At 71.7% G+C, this 17446-nt stretch carries 15 protein-coding genes and 1 tRNA gene; 10 read left to right on the top strand and 6 right to left on the bottom strand.

Going from position 1 to position 17446, the window contains the following annotated elements; genetic code table 11:
- Positions 1–84: 84 nt before the first annotated feature.
- Both ACYVD5_RS09920 and ACYVD5_RS09925 read right to left on the bottom strand, forming a co-directional pair.
- Complete coding sequence (locus ACYVD5_RS09920) at positions 85–726, bottom strand: DUF4126 domain-containing protein (RefSeq protein ID WP_461000658.1); 642 nt, start codon at positions 724–726, stop codon at positions 85–87.
- 379 nt (positions 727–1105) lie between these two features.
- Entirely contained in the window at positions 1106–1360 is a 255-nt protein-coding gene (locus ACYVD5_RS09925; RefSeq protein ID WP_461000659.1) for a DUF2630 family protein, read from the bottom strand.
- Between the two features lie 327 nt (positions 1361–1687).
- Here ACYVD5_RS09925 and ACYVD5_RS09930 point away from each other — a divergent pair, with 327 nt between their 5' ends.
- Positions 1688–1975 carry a metal-sensitive transcriptional regulator gene (locus ACYVD5_RS09930; protein ID WP_461000701.1) on the top strand — a complete coding sequence of 96 codons (288 nt, stop codon included), beginning with the start codon at positions 1688–1690 and terminating at the stop codon, positions 1973–1975.
- A 51-nt stretch (positions 1976–2026) separates the two neighbouring features.
- Complete coding sequence (locus ACYVD5_RS09935) at positions 2027–2245, top strand: cation transporter (RefSeq protein WP_461000660.1); 219 nt, start codon at positions 2027–2029, stop codon at positions 2243–2245.
- A 138-nt stretch (positions 2246–2383) separates the two neighbouring features.
- Here the strand turns inward: ACYVD5_RS09935 and ACYVD5_RS09940 are convergent, their stop codons facing one another.
- Together ACYVD5_RS09940 and ACYVD5_RS09945 are read right to left on the bottom strand one after the other, a co-directional pair.
- Positions 2384–3763: an NAD(P)/FAD-dependent oxidoreductase gene (locus ACYVD5_RS09940; RefSeq protein WP_461000661.1), complete on the bottom strand. Its 1380-nt coding sequence runs from the start codon at positions 3761–3763 to the stop codon at positions 2384–2386.
- A gap of 313 nt (positions 3764–4076) precedes the next feature.
- Entirely contained in the window at positions 4077–4652 is a 576-nt protein-coding gene (locus ACYVD5_RS09945) for an SACE_7040 family transcriptional regulator (protein ID WP_461000662.1), read from the bottom strand.
- A gap of 138 nt (positions 4653–4790) precedes the next feature.
- Here ACYVD5_RS09945 and ACYVD5_RS09950 point away from each other — a divergent pair, with 138 nt between their 5' ends.
- The 5 genes from ACYVD5_RS09950 (at position 4791) to ACYVD5_RS09970 (ending at position 11919) form a co-directional block, all read left to right on the top strand.
- Complete coding sequence (locus tag ACYVD5_RS09950; protein ID WP_461000702.1) at positions 4791–6401, top strand: carboxyl transferase domain-containing protein; 1611 nt, start codon at positions 4791–4793, stop codon at positions 6399–6401.
- A gap of 134 nt (positions 6402–6535) precedes the next feature.
- Complete coding sequence (locus ACYVD5_RS09955) at positions 6536–9064, top strand: acetyl/propionyl/methylcrotonyl-CoA carboxylase subunit alpha (protein ID WP_461000703.1); 2529 nt, start codon at positions 6536–6538, stop codon at positions 9062–9064.
- Positions 9061–10215, top strand: coding sequence for an acyl-CoA dehydrogenase family protein (locus ACYVD5_RS09960; protein ID WP_461000663.1), 1155 nt, complete (start codon positions 9061–9063; stop codon positions 10213–10215). The genes ACYVD5_RS09955 and ACYVD5_RS09960 overlap by 4 nt, the downstream gene beginning before the upstream one ends.
- A gap of 181 nt (positions 10216–10396) precedes the next feature.
- Positions 10397–10864, top strand: coding sequence for a GbsR/MarR family transcriptional regulator (locus tag ACYVD5_RS09965; RefSeq protein ID WP_461000664.1), 468 nt, complete (start codon positions 10397–10399; stop codon positions 10862–10864).
- 242 nt (positions 10865–11106) lie between these two features.
- Positions 11107–11919: an alpha/beta fold hydrolase gene (locus tag ACYVD5_RS09970; protein WP_461000665.1), complete on the top strand. Its 813-nt coding sequence runs from the start codon at positions 11107–11109 to the stop codon at positions 11917–11919.
- A 60-nt stretch (positions 11920–11979) separates the two neighbouring features.
- On the opposite strand, the gene thrS is transcribed toward ACYVD5_RS09970, so the two are convergent.
- Entirely contained in the window at positions 11980–13953 is a 1974-nt protein-coding gene (thrS, locus tag ACYVD5_RS09975; RefSeq protein WP_461000666.1) for a threonine--tRNA ligase, read from the bottom strand.
- Positions 13954–14299: 346 nt separating this feature from the next.
- Here thrS and ACYVD5_RS09980 point away from each other — a divergent pair, with 346 nt between their 5' ends.
- Positions 14300–15490 (top strand): FAD-dependent monooxygenase, encoded by a 1191-nt coding sequence (locus tag ACYVD5_RS09980; protein WP_461000667.1) that lies wholly within the window; start codon positions 14300–14302, stop codon positions 15488–15490.
- Positions 15491–15748: 258 nt separating this feature from the next.
- Positions 15749–16006: a PGPGW domain-containing protein gene (locus tag ACYVD5_RS09985; protein ID WP_461000668.1), complete on the top strand. Its 258-nt coding sequence runs from the start codon at positions 15749–15751 to the stop codon at positions 16004–16006.
- Positions 16007–16300: 294 nt separating this feature from the next.
- Here the strand turns inward: ACYVD5_RS09985 and ACYVD5_RS09990 are convergent.
- Positions 16301–16374 (bottom strand) — tRNA-Val (locus ACYVD5_RS09990).
- Between the two features lie 449 nt (positions 16375–16823).
- On the opposite strand from ACYVD5_RS09990, the gene ACYVD5_RS09995 reads away from it, so the two are divergent.
- The gene (locus ACYVD5_RS09995) at positions 16824–17243 is read left to right on the top strand and encodes an SsgA family sporulation/cell division regulator (protein WP_461000669.1); all 420 of its coding nucleotides are present in this window, start codon (positions 16824–16826) and stop codon (positions 17241–17243) included.
- Positions 17244–17446: the final 203 nt, after the last annotated feature.

A 17446-nucleotide genomic window follows, 5' to 3' on the forward strand; every position in this document is an offset into this window, starting at 1 on the left:
CGGCCGCACCGCCGCGGCCGGCGGGCGGTGCGGCCGGCCGGTCAGTTCGGTTGCGGGGTGCGCGCAGAGCGGCGCGGCCGGGGCTCAGGGGACGCGCGGAACCTCGCCCGACGCGCGGCCGCCGCTGCGGCGGCGCTTCTTGCGGCGCCAGGCCCAGACTCCCACGGCGGCCAGCAGCGGGACCGCGACCACGATCAGGATGGGGACGATGACGGCCGCAAGGGAGGTCAGCACGCTGGCCAGGTCCTCGAACACGCTGACCACCGGGCCGCCGGCGCCGAAGGTGACGGCGTTGAGGACCGGCCGCGCTCCGGCTTTGAGGAGGTGGAAGCAGAGCGCGACCACCACCCCGGCGGCCACCTGCCACCAGGAGGTGCCCTCGGCGCCCCCTCCCCCGCTGGCGGCCTCTTCGCCCCAGGCGAGAATGTCGGAGGTGGTGACGGCCGACGCGCCGGCGCCGAAGGTGAGCCCGCCCGAAGTGGGGCGGACGAAGGTCTGCACGGCGTCGTTGACACTGTCGATCGCCGGGATCTTGTCGGCGGCGATCTCCAGGACCAGCAGCAGGCCGAGGATCACCAGCACGACCGGATGTTCCAGCCACTGCCATCCGGGGCCCAGCGGCAGCAGGTCGGAGTAGCGGGCCAGCAGCCCGACGGTCAGCATGGGGATATAAGCGTTGAGCCCGGCGGCCGAAGCGAGTCCGGTCCCGGTCAGAATCTCCAGCATCGAGGGGCAGCCCGATCCATCTCATCGGCTCTGGAGCACCGGCCCGCCGCCTGCGCGCGGGCGGTGGCGGTGCGTTGTCTGCACGGTGAGACGCAGCGGGACGGCTGCGGGTTCGGTATCGGCGGCGGTGATTCGGCGCGGGCCCGGCGACCCGGCCGCCGGGCGGTGGTGGGTGCCGCGGGGCGCCGACCGCCGTCCGCGCAGGCCGCGGCTGCGCGTGGCGCACCGGTGCCGCGCGCCGCGGCCGCCCCTGCCCCGGTGCCGTCTGCGGCCTTTCACGGCGGCGCTGCGAGGGCGGCGGTTCGTCAAGGGCGGTTCGGCACTGTACGGGCGGCGCGCATGCTGCGGGGGCCGGGCCGGTCTTTAGACCCCCGCGCGCCTACTGGCGGTAATCCTCGACCTCGGCTGCGGGCCGCACGTGGACGTCGCCGGGGTCGTCGCCAAACTCCTCGCGGGCGCGGCGCTGGCGCAGCACGTCCCAGCACTGGTCGAGTTCCTGCTCCAACCGGCGCATCCGCTGGCGTTCCTCGGGTGTCAGCCGGTGCTCGCTCTGCTCGCGCAGGTCGCGCTCTTCGGTCACCAGTTCGCTGATGCGGCCGAGGATGCTGCTCTCCGGGCTTCTGGGCTCGCTCATACCCCAATGGTCGGTCGGCCGCCGCAGGGTTGGCAAGCACGTGACCGGCAAGCCGCCGCCCGCCGGCTGCGCCGATGGCCTCGCGCGACCGGGGCCGTCCGGTTGCGGGCGGTTGCCGACGCGGCGGGACCGGACGGGACCCGGCCGGTCCGCGCCCGCACCGGCCGGCCCGGCTCAGCGGCGATACTGGGCGCAGGCGTGCTACCGGTACCGTGCCGGGGCGTCGCGGGATCCGCCCCGGGGAATGCCGCACGCGCACAGGGCGCTCCAATACCCGAAGGGGGTATATTGATGTCTGCAGAGCGGGAAAACCAGGAGAGCACCCAGATGGCCACCTACGGCTACCACGACAACAAGAAGAGCCATCTCAACCGGCTCAGCCGGATCGAGGGGCAGGTGCGCGGACTGCAGAAGATGGTCGAGAACGACTCCTACTGCATCGACGTGCTGACCCAGACCGCTGCGGTCAACAAGGCGCTGCGCTCCTTCGCGCTGTCGATGCTCGACGAGCACCTCAAGCACTGCGTCGGCCACGCCGTCGCCAACGGCGGCGACGAAGCCGACGAGAAGGTGCGCGAGGCCTCCGAAGCCATCGCCCGGCTGGTGCGTTCCTGACCGACCCGCTGCGCGGAACAGGTACCAAGTCCGTTCGGAAAGGGGCCTTCCATGGCCGCTAGTAGCACCGCCACCACCATCACCGTCAAGGGCATGACCTGCGAACACTGCGTCTCCGCGGTCCGCGGGGAGATCTCGGCGCTGCCCGGCGTCACCGGTGTCGACGTCGACCTGGACAGCGGCCGGGTCGACATCCGCAGCGAGAGCGAGCTCACCGGCGAGCAGCTCGACACCGCGGTCGACGAGGCCGGCTACGAGATCGTCCGCTGACTCCCCCTCACGCCCGGCCACCCGCCGCCCGCGCCGGCCCGCCCGCGGGCGCGGCGGCTCAGGTGTGCGGGTCCGCCCCGGTGCCGCAGGGCGGCGCCGCCGGTTCGGCATCCGGCGGCCCGCCCCGCATCCGGTGGCTCAGCCGCCGCTTTCGCCCTTGACCGCGGCGGTGTCCAGCAGCCGCGCGCTCTCGCGGCGGGCGTCCTCGGGCGCGAGGTAGTGGGCGGCTTCCAGATCCACGAAGGTCGAGGGCTTGCCGCGGTGGAAACCCAGCCGCGACACGTCGCCCCCGGTCAGTGCGCGGATCATCCAGTTGGCCGCCACTCGCGTACGTGCCGTGTTGGACGGCAGCGACCACAGGTGGTAGCCGCGGGTGACCGCGAACGCCGGTATCCCGGAGAGGTCGTAGCCCATCGGCCGCGCAACGGCATCGCGCCCGCTGAGGTCGACCACCAGCCCCAGGTCCTTGTGCAGGAAGGTGCGCAGGGGCCGGTTGGTCAGTGAGGCGATCGCGTTGTCGGCGGCCACCACTCCCTGGCGCTCGGCGTACTGGGCGGTGGGCGGGCACATCGCACCCGTTTCCTCCTTGCTGAGGTCGGGCACTGCGGCGGCGTCGCCCACCGCGAACACGTCGGGCCGGTCGGCCACTGCGAGGTCGGCGCCCACCACCAGCTTGCCGCGGTCGGTCTCGGCACCCAGCGAGTTCACCAGCGGACTCGGCGAGGTCCCGGCCGTCCAGATGAGGGTGCGGCACGGCAGCACCCGGCCGTCGGTCAGCGCGACCTTGTGCTCGGTCACCTCCTTGACCGTGACCTCCAGCTTGACCTCAACCCCCATGGACCGCAGCAGGTCCAGCGCCTCTTCGCCCAGCTTGGTGCCCAGTTCGGGCAGCAGCCGCGGCGCGATGTCGACCAGGTGCCAGCTGATGGCCGAGCGCAGCGACGGGTAGATCCGGGCGGCCTCCTCGGTGAGCCGGCGCAGCGAGGCCGCGGTCTCCACCCCGGTGTAGCCGCCGCCGACGACCACGAAGCGGCAGCGTTCCTCGCGCTCGACCGGGTCGGTGGTTGCGTTGGCCAGCTCCAGTTGGGCCAGCACGTGGTCGCGCAGCACGGTGGCCTCGGCCAGGTTCTTGTTGCCGAAAGCGTGCTCGGTCAGGCCGGGGATGTCGAAGACGCGGGTGAAGCTGCCCGGTGCGAGGATGAGCCGGTCGTAGCGCTCGACGGCGAGCTCGTCGGAGATTTTGCGGATGAGGACGGCTTTGGCGTCGGTGTCGACACCGATGGCCGAGCCCGGGACCATGCGGGTCCGGTGCAGCGACCGGTGCACCGACACCGCCACCGACTGGGGGGTGAGCAGCCCGGAAGCCACCTGCGGCAGCAGCGGGCTGTAGAGCATGTAGTCGTTGGGTGCGACCAGGACGATGTCGGCGGCGGTCTTGGGGATGCGCCGTTCGAGCCGCTTGAGTGCGTGCAGCCCGGCGAACCCTGCGCCGATCACCACAATGCGAGGCCGTGCCATCGTCGATCCACTCCCCCTTTGGCCGCCTATGGCCGCCCTGCCGTACGGGTCCACCCGGCCCTGCCGTGCCGCTTGCTCCGGCGGGGCGCAAGAGTCGGTCTGGTGCACGCGCTGCCCGAGCGCTTTCCGGTCAAACGTAGGCGCGGGTGCGCGCGGCGCCGGGCCGCGACACACCGGGAGCGTGGCCGGATCCGGGTGGGAGCGGGGTGGAGCGGGCTTTCGGCTGCAGGCCCGTCGGCCGCCGTGCTGCGGTACTGCGGTACTGCGGTACTGCGACGGCGGTGGTGGCGGTGGCGCCGGGGCCGCGCGGGTGTCAGGGCCCGGCCAGCAGGGCGGCCCGGCCCATGGACAGCAGCAGTTCGGCCATTGCCGCGCAATCCAGCTCCTGGGCGCTGTGCGGCGTGGAGTTGAGCAGGCCGAAGGCCGCGTGCACGGCAGCGCGCAGGGTGGGCGGATCGGCTTCGGGGCGCAGGTGGGCGAGCACGCTCACCCACTGCTCGACGTAACCGCGCTGCAGCCGCCGGATACTGCGGTGGTGGGGATCGGGGACATTGCCCAGCTCGCGGTCGTGCACCGTGATCAGCGCCGGCTCGGTGAGCGCGAAGCCGATGTGGCCGCGCAGCAGCGCCTCCAGCGCCGCGCGGGGCTCGCGGGCGTGCTCCGCCGCGCACTCGCGGCCGTCGGCGGCCAACCGCTCGCTGACATCCAGCAGCATGGCGGCCAGCAGCGCCTCCTTGCCGGGGAAGTGCCGGTAGAGCGCGGGGCCGCTGGTGCCCACCGCGCGGCCGAGGTCGTCGATGCTGACCCCGTGGAAGCCGCGCGCCGCAAAGAGGTCCGCCGCCGCCCGCAGGATCTCGGCGCGCCGGGCGCCTCCGGTCCGGCCGACCATCGGCGCCTCCCTCCCGTCGGCCTGCGCGGCGGCCGAGAACGCTGCCGCGCGGCACTGGACACCGTTGGTTAACGCTCACTAACATCACCTATGTTAGCGCTCATTAACCGCGGAGGCGATCAGATGCCAACGGCACCGGTGCTCAGCTCGGCCATCGATACCGGGGGCGGCGCGTTCGCGGACAACGCGGCTGCCAACCGGGCTCTGGCCGCGCAGCTGCGCGACCGCATCGCCACCACCGCGCTCGGCGGCCCGGAAAAGACCCGGACCCGGCACACCGAACGCGGCAAGCTGCTCCCGCGCGATCGCGTCAACCACCTGCTCGATCCCGGCTCGCCGTTCCTGGAGCTGTCGTCCCTGGCCGGCTGGGGCCTTTACGGCGCCGACGGCCACGACGCCCCCGCCGCCGGAATCATCACCGGAATCGGGCGGGTGTGCGGGCGCGAGACCGTGGTGGTCGCCAACGACGCAACGGTCAAGGGCGGGAGCTACTACCCGGTGACCGTCAAAAAGCACCTGCGCGCCCAAGAGGTCGCGCTGCACAACCGGCTGCCGTGCGTGTACCTGGCCGATTCCGGGGGCGCGTTCCTGCCGATGCAGGACGACGTGTTCCCCGACCGCGAGCACTTCGGCCGCATCTTCTACAACCAGGCGACAATGTCCCAACTGGGCATTCCGCAGATCGCGGCGGTGCTGGGATCCTGCACGGCCGGCGGCGCCTACGTTCCGGCGATGAGCGACGAGGCCGTGATCGTGCGCGATCAGGGCACCATCTTCCTGGGCGGGCCGCCGCTGGTGAAGGCCGCGACCGGAGAGGTCGTCACGGCTGAGGAACTCGGCGGCGGCGAGGTGCACGCCCGCGTCTCCGGGGTCGCCGACCACCTTGCCGACGACGACGCGCACGCGCTGTCGGTCGTCCGCCAGATCGCCGATACGCTCGGCCCGCGCGCCGCACCGGCCTGGGAGCGGGCCGAACCCCGGCCTCCCGCTCTGGATCCCGGCGAGATCCACGGCGTGGTGCCCACCGACACCCGTACGCCCTACGACGTGCGCGAGATCATCGGCCGCGTCGTGGACGCCAGCGAGTTCACCGAGTTCAAGGCCGAGTACGGCACCACCCTGGTCTGCGGGTTCGCGCGCATCCACGGCCACCCGGTCGGGATCGTCGCCAACAACGGGATCCTGTTCGGGGAGTCGGCGCTCAAGGGTGCGCACTTCATCGAACTGTGCGACCGGCGCAGCACGCCGCTGGTGTTCCTGCAGAACATTTCCGGATTCATGGTCGGGCGCGACTACGAGGCAGGCGGGATCGCCAAGCACGGCGCGAAAATGGTCACGGCGGTGGCTTGCGCTCGGGTTCCCAAATTCACCGTGGTGATCGGCGGGTCGTTCGGCGCCGGCAACTACAGCATGTGCGGTCGGGCCTATTCCCCGCGGTTCCTGTGGATGTGGCCGAACGCGCGGATATCGGTGATGGGCGGCGAACAGGCCGCCTCGGTACTGGCCACGGTGCGGCGCGACCAGGTGGAGGGGCGCGGCGGGGAATGGCCGGCGCAAGAGGAAGAGGAGTTCAAAGCACCTATCCGCGAGCAGTACGAACGCCAGGGCGACCCCTACTATTCGACGGCGCGGTTGTGGGACGACGGCGTCATCGACCCGGCCGACACGCGTACCGTGCTGGCGCTGGGGCTGGAGGCCGCCCGTTACTCGCCGCTGGAGCCCGTGGGCTACGGCGTTTTCCGCATGTGAGGTGGGCAGCGGTGTCCGGAATTGAACGGCGCACGACCGGAACTGCCGGCGGTGCAGAGGGCGGGGGCGCGGCCGTTGGCGGCGGCGCTGTTGCCGGCACGGCGGGCGGCGGCGCGGCGGGCGGCGGCACTGTCCTGGTGGCCAACCGCGGCGAGATCGCGGTGCGCATCATCGGGACCCTGCGGCGCATGGGGCTGCGCTCGGTGGCCGTCTACAGCACGGCCGACCCCGGCGCCCGGCACGTGCGCGAAGCAGACGCCGCAATGTGTGTCGGCGGCGCGCCGCTCGCCGACAGCTACCTCAATGCGGCGGCGATCGTGCAGGCGGCCGTCGCCGCGGGCGCGGCGATGGTGCATCCCGGCTACGGGTTCCTTTCCGAGAACGCCGACTTCGCGCGGCGCTGCGCCGATGCAGGGCTGGTGTTCATCGGGCCGCCGCCCGAGGCCATCGAGGCGATGGGCGACAAGATCCGCGCCAAGGCGCGCGTCGCGGCGGCCGGGGTACCGCTGCTGCCGGGCTTCGCCGAAGAACCCGGCCGGGCCATGGACGACGGCGACCTTGCGCGCGCCGCGGCGCGCACCGGATACCCGCTGCTGGTCAAACCATCGGCGGGTGGCGGCGGCAAGGGGATGCGCGTGGTGCGCGAACCGGCGGAACTGCCGGCGGCGGCCGCGGCTGCGCGCCGCGAAGCCGAGGCGGCCTTCGGCGACCGGACACTGCTCGTGGAACGGCTGGTGAGCCGGCCGCGCCATATCGAGGTGCAGGTGCTCGCCGATGCGCACGGCAACGTGGTGCACCTGGGGGAACGCGAGTGCAGCCTGCAGCGCCGCCACCAGAAGATCGTTGAGGAGTCGCCGTCGCCGCTGCTGAGCGAGGAGCGGCGCGCCGCGATGGGCGAGGCGGCGGTGGCGGCGGCCAAGGCGTGCGGCTATGTCGGGGCGGGCACCGTGGAGTTCATCGTCGAGCCACCGCAGGCCGCCGCGGAGGCGGAGAGCGCGGCGCGGCCCGACGGGACCGCGGAAGCGGAGGAGGCAGCGCGGCCGGAAAGCAACAGGGCCGCGGAGGCCGAGGTGTCGGCGCACCCGGAAGGCAACGGGGCGGCGCGGCCGGCAGGGGAAGAGCCGGGAGGCGCGCCCAACGGGGCGGCCGGGCAGCCCGGGGCGGAGGCTCTGGGGGAACCCCTTATTTCAAGTCAAGCCGATCACAGCAACCCCCCGCCACCCCAACCCGCCACCCTGTGGACGGCCGCCGCGCTCGACTACTCCTTCCTGGAGATGAACACCCGCCTGCAGGTGGAGCACCCCGTCACCGAGCAGGTGGCCACTGTCGGCGGGCGGCGCGGCGTCGATCTCGTCGAACTGCAGATCCGCGTCGCCCGCGGCGAGCCGCTGCCGTTCGCCCAAGCCGACATAACCCTGACCGGCCACGCAGTCGAGTCCCGCGTCTACGCCGAGGACCCCGCCCACGGTTTCCTGCCCACCGGCGGCCGCGTGCTGCTCCTCAACGAACCCGCGGGCGAGGGTGTCCGGGTCGACTCCGGCCTGGACGAGGGCGCCGACATCACCTCCGCCTACGACCCGATGCTGGCCAAGGTCATCACCTGGGCATCCGACCGGCCCGCCGCCCTCGACCGGATGGATTGGGCACTCGCCGGTTACACGCTCCTGGGCTGCAGCACCAACGTCGCGTTCCTGCGCAGCCTGCTGCGGACGCCCGAGGTCCGCGCCGGCGCCCTCAGCACCGACCTCACCGAGCGGCTCGCCCCCGAGCTCGCCGCTGAACTCTCCGGCGGACAACAGCCGGACGCCGCGCCGGAGCCGCCCGCCGCCCCCGAAGCGCCCACCGGCACCGGCGAGCCCACCGATCCCGGTGAGCCCGGCACCGCCGCCCCGCCCGACGAGCTGCTGGCGGCTGCCGCCGACCACCAGCTCGGCATCGAACCCGACCCCGGCACCGCCGACCGCTTCGACATCCCCGACGGTTGGCGCATCGGCGGCCCCGCCTGGACCGTGTGGCGGCTGCGCTCGGCGCGCCACCGCTCGGCCGTCGTCCGCGTCCGCCGCCGCCCCGCACCCGCCGCGGCAGCAACCGCAGCCGCGGCCCATCCGGGCGCCGACGCCCCCCTCGTCCCCGACGGCCGCGGCGGCACCCGCACCTTCGGCTACGAGATCAGCATCGACGGCGGCCCCGCGGTACCCGTTGACGCAGCCCGCGCCCCCGACGGCCGCACCCTGACGGTCGCGCTGCGCTCGCGCACCCTTCGCTTCTCCCGCGCAGCCGACACCCAAGGGCTGTGGCTCGGCAGCGGCGGCACCGCCTGGCACTTCCAGGACGATCCCGTACTCGCGCCGACACGCGGCGCCGAGACGGTCGGCGACGGCGCCGTTCGCAGCCCCATGCCCGGCACCGTGCTGTCCGTCGCCGTCACCGAAGGCGGTCCCGTCGCTGCCGGCGCACCCGTCGCCGTCGTCGAGGCGATGAAGATGGCGCACACCGTCACCGCGCCCGTCGGCGGCACCGTCGCCGAGCTGCCCGCTCGCCCCGGCCGCCCCGTGGCGATGGATGAACTGCTGGCACGCATCACTCCGCCACCTGCGGAAACACCGCCGGCCGACCGCGACCCCGATTCGGCGACCACCACTGCCCAGGAGCACGCGCCATGATCCACGGACTGTCCGACGAGCACGAACAGCTTCGCCACACCGTCGAGGAGTTCACCCGCGCAGAGGTGGCCCCGGTCATCGGCGACTACTACGAGCGCTGCGCGTTCCCCTACGACATCGTCGCCAAGATGGGCCGCATGGGCCTGTTCGGCCTGCCGTTCCCCGAAGAGCATGGCGGCATGGGCGGCGACTACTTCGCGCTGTGCCTGGCGCTGGAGGAGCTGGCCCGCGCCGACTCGTCGGTGGCGATCACCCTGGAGGCGGGTGTTTCGCTCGGGGCGATGCCGATCTACCGGTTCGGCACCGCCGAGCAGCAGCGCACCTGGCTGCCGCGGCTGTGTTCGGGCGAGGCACTGGGGGCTTTCGGACTGACCGAGCCCGGCGGCGGCTCCGATGCCGGCGCCACCCGCACCACCGCCCGGTTGGAGAACGGCGAGTGGGTGGTCAACGGCACCAAGGCCTTCATCACCAATTCCGGCACCGATATCACCGCGCTGGTCACCGTCACCGCGGTCACCGGGCACCGCCCCGACGGCCGCCCGGAGATCTCGGCGATCCTGGTTCCGGCCGGCACCCCGGGCATGTCGGTGGGTCAGCACTACTCCAAGGTGGGATGGAGCGCCTCGGACACCAACGAGCTCGTCTTCGACGACTGCCGCGTTCCCGAGGCCAACCTGGTCGGCGAGCGCGGCCGGGGCTATGCGCAGTTTCTGCGGATCCTCGACGAGGGCCGCATCGCCATCGCGGCGCTGTCGGTGGGGCTGGCCCAGGGGTGTGTGGACGAGAGCCTGCGCTACGCCGGCGAACGCGAGACGTTCGGCAACCCGATCGGGCATTACCAGGCCATCCAGTTCACGATCGCCGATATGGAAGCCCGGGCGCACACCGCCCGGCTCGCCTACTACGACGCCGCCTCCCGCATGCTGGCCGGCGAACCCTTCAAAAAGCAGGCGGCGATCGCAAAGCTGGTGGCCTCCAACGCGGCCATGGACAACGCACGCGACGCCACCCAGATCTTCGGCGGCTACGGGTTCATGAACGATTCCGCGGTGGGCCGGTTCTACCGCGACGCCAAGATTTTGGAGGTCGGCGAGGGCACCTCGGAGATCCAGCGCATGCTCATCGCCCGCGAGCTGGGGCTGCCCGCTTAACGGTCCGCGCCGACTGCGGGGCCGGCAACCGGCCCGGCGGGGGCGCCCCCGCCGGCCCCATCCCGGTCGGCCCGCCGACACACCCCGACTATTGGCTGATATCAGAAATTACTGAACACTCAAACCAGACGAAGGGTTCGATATTATGGCCGCATAGAGCGGACTCCGAGGAGGCACTGATTTGTCGACAGATTGCGAACGCCGGCAGGCGGCCGAACAGCTTGCCCTGACCCTGACCCAGCACGGCATGCAGCGGATGGCCGCCCGGGTCATGGCCGCCGTGATCTTCACCGAGCAGGCCACGCTGACCCAGGGGGAGCTCGCCGAGGAGCTTGAGGTCAGCACCGGCTCGGTCTCGGGTGCCATCACGATGCTGACATCGGTGGGCCTGGTCGAACGCGTACCCGCGGTCGGCAGCCGCCGCGACCACTACCGCCTGCGCGACGACGCCTGGGCCCGGCTCTTCAGCAAGCAGAACGAGGTGGTGGAGTCGATGATGCAGCTGGCCAGGGACGGCGTCGAACTCACCGCCGAGGGCGGCTACGCCCGGTCCCGCCTGGTCGACATGCGCGATTTCTACGAGTTCATGCTCGGCGAGTTCCCGGCCCTGATCGAACGCTGGCGGCAGCAACGGGCGTCGAGCCGGTAACCGGCAGCCGGTAGCCGGTAGTGGGGCTCCGGTAGCGGCGCCCGGCCGCTGCTGCGCCCGGCCGCAGCAGGCAACGGACCGTCCGGCACGGCGGTGGCGTGGCGGTCCTCACTCCCGCACCGTTGGTGGCAGTGTTGCTCCTGCGCACCGGCTTGCACAGCCGTCCCGGATTCCGGGCGCGACCGAATTTGCCGGAGTCTGCGCCCTATATCTCCCGCTCGGATCGGGTACACCTGGGGTTCATGGAGACGTCGCGCATCGTCTACGACCACACGGGCATCGGTGCTCCGGTGGTACTGCTGCACGGCTTGGGCCATCACCGGCGGGCCTGGCGGCCGGTGATCGCCGACCTCGCACCGCACTTCCAGGTGCTCGCACCCGACCTACCCGGTTTCGGCGAGTCACCGGCTCCCGGCACCGCCGAAACCTACGACGTACCGTTCCTGGTCGATGCCGTGCTGCGGCTCTGCGCAGACCTGGGACTGCACCGCCCCCACGTCGTGGGCAACTCACTGGGCGGTGCGGTCGCCTTGGAGATGGCCGCCCGCGGCGCGACGGCGTCGGTTACAGCGCTGTCCCCCATCGGCTTCGCCGGTGCCCGGCACAGTGCGGGCGCACGCGCCCTGGCCGCCGGGGCGCGCTGGGCCGCGCGGGTGCCCGCCCCTGTGACCCGGGCCGTTGCGGCGACCCCGCCGGCGCGTGCGCTGGCACGGCGGATGCTGCGGGCCGACCCCGCGTCCACCGCCGCCGCCGACATCACCTTCGATGCGGCTGCGCTCTCGCCGGGGTCGCCGTTCGTCCGGATGGTCCCGCACGTGGCCGACTACAGCTTCGCGGGATCGATCCGGTGCCCGGTCACCATCGCCTGGGGCGACCGCGACCGCCTGCTGCCGCCCGCCGGCGCGCGGCGTGCGCTGCGCCGCATACCGCACGCCCGGCGCGTGGCCCTGCCCGGCTGCGGGCACATTCCCATGGCCGACGATCCGGGCTCGGTGGCCGCCGCGATCCTGCAGACCTGCCGCGGCGCCCAGCGGGAACTGGGCGCCGCGCAGTAGGCCGGCGGCCAGGGCCACCGGATACCGCTGCCCGAGAGCCTTACTGCGTCAGCCCGAGGCCTAACGGCGTTCGCGCACCGCGGCGGTGATCTCGGCGAAGGCGTCGTCCAGCGCCACCCCGTTGTTCTGGGTGCCGTCGCGGTAGCGGAACGACACCGCGCCCTTTTGCACGTCGTCGTCGCCGGCCAGCAGCATGAACGGGATCTTCTGCTTCTGGGCGTTGCGGATCTTCTTCTGCATGCGGTCGTCGCCGGCGTCGACCTCGACCCGGATACCGGCGGCGCGCAGGCGCGCCGCGAACTCCTGGAGGTAGCCGGAGTGCTCATCGGCGATGGGGATACCCACCGCCTGCACCGGTGCCAGCCAGGCGGGGAATGCACCGGCATAGTGCTCCAGCAGTACCCCGAAGAACCGCTCGATCGAACCGAACAGCGCGCGGTGGATCATGATCGGGCGCTGCCGGGAGCCGTCGGCGGCGGTGTACTCCAACTCGAAGCGTTTGGGCTGCTGGATGTCGACCTGCAGGGTGGACATCTGCCAGGTGCGGCCGATGGCGTCCTTGGCCTGCACGGAGACCTTGGGCCCGTAGTAGGCCGCGCCGCCGGGATCCATCACCAGGTCCAGGCCCTGTTTCTGCGCGGCCTGGCGCAGGAGTTCGGTGGCTTCCTCCCACTCGAAGGCCTCGCCGATGAACTTTTCGGACTCGCCGCGGGTGGAAAGCTCCAGGTAGAAGTCGCTCAGCCCGTAGTCGCGCAGCAGGTTCAGCACGAAGGTGAGCAGGGTGTCGAGTTCGCCGGGCGCCTGTTCGCGGGCGCAGTAGATGTGCGAGTCGTCCTGGGTGAAACCGCGGGCGCGGGTAAGGCCGTGCACCACTCCGGACTTCTCGTAGCGGTAGACGGTGCCGAACTCGAACAGCCGCAGCGGGAGTTCGCGGTAGGAGCGCCCGCGCGAACGGTAGATCAGGTTGTGCATGGGGCAGTTCATGGCCTTGAGGTAATAGTCCTGCCCCTCGAACTCCATTGGGGGGAACATCCCCTCGCTGTAGTTCGGCAGGTGCCCCGAGGTCACGAACAGGTTGGCCTTGGAGATGTGCGGAGTGTTGACGAACTCGTAGCCGGCCTCTTCGTGGCGGCGGCGGGAGTACTCCTCCATCTCCTTGCGCACCACGCCGCCCTTGGGGTGGAACACCGGCAGGCCCGAGCCGAGCTCTTCGGGGAACGAGAACAGGTCGAGTTCCGCGCCGAGCCTGCGGTGGTCGCGTTTTTCGGCTTCCTCCAGGAACGCGAGGTAGGCCTTGAGCGCGTCGCGGGTCTCCCAGGCGGTGCCGTAGATGCGCTGCAGCTGCGGGTTGGTCTCGTTGCCGCGCCAGTAGGCGGCGGCCGACCGCATCAGCTTGAAGGCGGGGACGGCCTTGGTGGAGGGCAGGTGCGGTCCCCGGCACAGGTCCTTCCAGCACAGGTCGCCGGTTTTGGGGTGGATGTTGTCGTACATGGTCAGGCCGCCGGCGCCGACCTCGACCCCGGCTCCCTCGGTGGAATCGCCGACGTCGCCCTTGAGTCCGATCAGCTCCAGCTTGAAGGGCTCGGTGGAGAGCTCGTCGCGGGCCTGCTGGTCGGTGACCGGGCGGCGGTCGAAGCGCTGCCCCTGCTTGACGATCTCCTGCATGCGTTTCTCGATGCGCTTGAGGTCGTCGGGGGTGAACGGCTCGGCGACGTCGAAGTCGTAGTAGAAGCCGTTGTCGATGGGCGGGCCGATGCCGAGCTTGGCCTCGGGGAACAGCTCCTGGACCGCCTGGGCCATGACGTGGGCGGTGGAGTGGCGCAGGATGGCGCGGCCGTCCTCGGAACCGATGGCGACGGGGTCGACGGAGTCGCCATCGGCGAGCTCGTGTGCGAGGTCGCGCAGTTCGCCGTTGACACGGGCGGCGACCACGGTGCGCCCGTCGGCCTCCAGCGCCTGGCCGGCCGTGGTCTGGGCCGCCACCGCACGCTCGGTTCCGGCGAGGGTGATATGCAGCTCAGGCACGACGGACACAGTGGCTCCTCACACATTGACCGGTGAATGCACGCGGGGTCGGGAATGGGGCGCAGCCGATCGGCCGTGCCGCCTCCTTCGATGCTATCGGCTCTGCCGGACCCGCTCACCCGGGTTCGCGACGGCCCCGCGGCGCCGGCACCGATCGGCGGGCCGGCACGGACGTTCCGGAGTCGACCGAGCCGGACCGGAGCGGACCGTGCTCCGGCCACAGGCGACCATGTTCGGATCGAGTCGGATCGTTTAAGATCTTTTGGGTACCGCAAGGTGCTCGGATGGGCATATACCCACTAGAGCGCCAAAGCCCGGAGCGAGCGGCCGGAACCGAACAGGCACGGGGGTCCGCGTGCGAGTTGTAGTGGTAGGAGCCGGAATCGCCGGCCTGGCGCTGGCGGTGGCGCTCACCCGCGACGGTGCCCGCGTCGCCCTCTTGGAGCAGGCCGCCGACCCCGTGCCCGCCGGCGCGGGCCTGCAGCTCACCGCCAACGCCCTGGGCCCGCTGCGGCGCCTGGGGGTGGGGGACGCGCTGGAACGCACGGGCATCCGCCCCTGTTCGCGCGAAGTGCTGCGGTGGAGCGACGACCGCCTGCTGGAGAGCTCGCCCCTAGCCGGCCCCGCCGCGCGCCGCGGCGCTCCCGAGCTCACCCTGCTGCGGTCCGACCTGCACCGGGCGCTGCGCGCGGCCCTGCCCTCCGCAACGGTGCAGACCGGGCGCTATGTCACCGACCTGCTGGAGAGCAGCGACGGCGTGGCCGTGCGCTGCGCCGACGGACGCGAGGTGCACGGCGACGTGGCCATCGGCGCCGACGGCGCCAACTCGCTGATACGCAGCCTGCTCAACACCGAGCATTACAGTCCCGTCCGACGGCTGGTCTACCGCGGGTTGGCTCCGGCCGCCCGCGTCCCCGAACTGTGCGGTCGGCCGCGGGTGCGCGTGTGGGCCGGCGGCGACCGCTACCTGTCCTGCTTCCCGGTTGCAGGCGGCGACCGGATCAGTTTCACCGCGTCGGTGCCCGCCGGCGCGGACGAACAGGTCTCCTGGACCGCCCAGGACCGCATCGGCGACCTCACCGCGGCCTTCGGCGGCTGGAGTCCTACTGCGTTGGGGCTTGTCACCGCGGCGGAGTGGGTCGGGATGTGGAGCGTCCACAACCACGCCCCGGTCCCCGTGTGGCACAGCGGCCGGATAGCGCTGGCGGGCTCCGCGGCGCATCCGGCCCTCCCCCTGTTCGCGCAGTCGACCGATCAAGCCGTCGAGGACGCCGTCGTGCTGTCGGCGTGCCTGCGCGAGGCCACCTCGCTGACCGCGGGGGCGGCGCTGGAGCGTTACGCGCGGGTGCGCCGGCGCCGCACCGATCGGCTGCACGCCGCTTCCCGCGAGGTCCTGGACGCGCTGCACTCCGGCGGCGACGGCTCCCCCGACACGTGGATACGGGCGGCGGCCGCAGCCGAGGCCGCCAACGCCGACGGGGGTTTCGGCGGCGATCCCGCCGAACAGGGACCGTGTCCGGTCGGTGCCGGCCTCGGCGCGGGCTGAGTTCCGCACTGCACCGCACAGCGCGCCGCCGGGCGCACCCAATCGCCTCACTGCAGACTTGGAATTGGTACGGCCAGGGCCGTTAACCCGGCTTGATACGCCCGATATTGTTAGCGCATGTCTCCGAGCCCTAAGAGCGGCACTGGCCACCCGGACCCGGCGGCATCCCCCACGAGCCGCATTCGCCGCCCTTCGCGGCGGTGGCGGCGGTTCCGCGTTCGGTTGCGCATCTGGCGGATGCGCATGCACTCCCATCCCGTGCTGAGTTGGACTTGGCGGACCGCGGTCGCCGCGGCGGGCCTGATCATTCTGCTCTTCGGCGTGATCATGTGTATTACGCCGGGCCCCGGCGCCGCGGGCATCATCCTCGGTCTGGCCATCCTGGCCACGGAGTTCGCCTGGGCCCGCGGAGTGCTGCGCTATGCCCGCGCCTGGGCCCACCGGGCCAAGGAGCAGGCGCTGGACCGGGCGAGGCGGCGCCGCCTGGGGCGCAAGAGGACCCGCTCGGTGTGGTGATCCGCCGGCGCGGCAGGCGGTGGCGGATGTGGAAGACGCGGCGGCGCCCCGGGATTCGAACAGTCGTTAATCGGGCGTAGTGGGTCGGCCGCTGGATTATGGCGTCGGCCACGCCGGGCGCGCTGCGGCCCGGGGCTCTCCAGCGGCGCGCGCAGGCATGGATCCGGGAGTGCGCTGGGACTGCGTATCGGGCGGCGAACACGGGCCGGCTGCGGCAGGACGCACAGCGGCCATGGGCGCGCCACAACAAAAAAAGACCGACCCCGTGTACACGGAGCCGGTCTCTATATGGTGTGGGCGATACTGGACTCGAACCAGTGACCTCGTCGGTGTGAACGACGCGCTCTAGCCAACTGAGCTAATCGCCCTGTGGAGCTCCCCGCTGTGCGGGGCGAACACTGAAGACTCTAGCGCATCCGACGGGGTGCATGGTGCAGTCCTACCCAGGAGGCCGATAAGACTGTGACCGACGTCTCATCAAGCGGAGCCAAGGCGGCGTTCAATCAGGAGCAAAGTCGCAGAAGCCCGACAGACACGGGCATATGGCCGAGCATGCTGCTCGGGCACCGCCCGACTCCGCCCAATCGCGTGACGTCCAGCACAGATCATCGGGAAATTCCTGGTTTCTGCAGCTCATTACAGTGACGGAGGATCTGGTGACGGCACATGGACCGTCAACCGAACTCCAAGTCACCCAACCGGAGGAAAAGTCTGCCGGTTGAGCGTCATAGACCCGGTCCGGCCGCGTTGGAGCGGTCGAGACGGCAACGTAACCCGCGCTCAACGCGGGGCCGGACGAGAAAAAGGTTTGGCGAACATGAACAGTAGCGGCACCACTGCCACCGCCGAGCTGGGCCTGCGGCTCGTGGTCCCCGACCGCACCGCGGTCCCCCTGGTCGCTCGGCTCGACTACACCTCCGACGACCCGTACGCGATCAAGGTCGCCTTCCACACCGGCGAGGACGAACCCGTCGAGTGGATCTTCGCGCGCGAACTGCTCACCGTGGGCATCGTGCGCCCGGCGGGCGACGGCGACGTGCGGGTGTGGCCCGAGCAGGGCGACAGCGAGAGCACCGTCAACATCGCACTGTCCTCGCCGTTCGGGCAGGCGCAGTTCGACGCCCAGGTGTCTCCGCTGGCGGAGTTCCTGCACCGCACCTACGAGATCGTGCCGGCCGGCCAAGAGGGCGACTACGTCGACCTCGACGCCGAGATCGAGCGCCACTTGCAGTCCTAGGCGGAACCGCGCAGGGCCGGCGCGCCCGCAATACGCCCGCGCAGGGCCGGCACCGGCCCGCTTGCGCTGCGGCCGATGGCACGGCCGCCCGCAGCTAACGGCAACGTGATACCCGCGACCGCAAACCGGCAAACGGGGCCTTCTCCGGCGACCCGCACCGGCAGCCCGATTCCGGACGGCGGAGGCGGCGCGGAAGGTGTGCA

The sequence above is a fragment of the Streptomonospora sediminis genome (assembly GCF_054778995.1).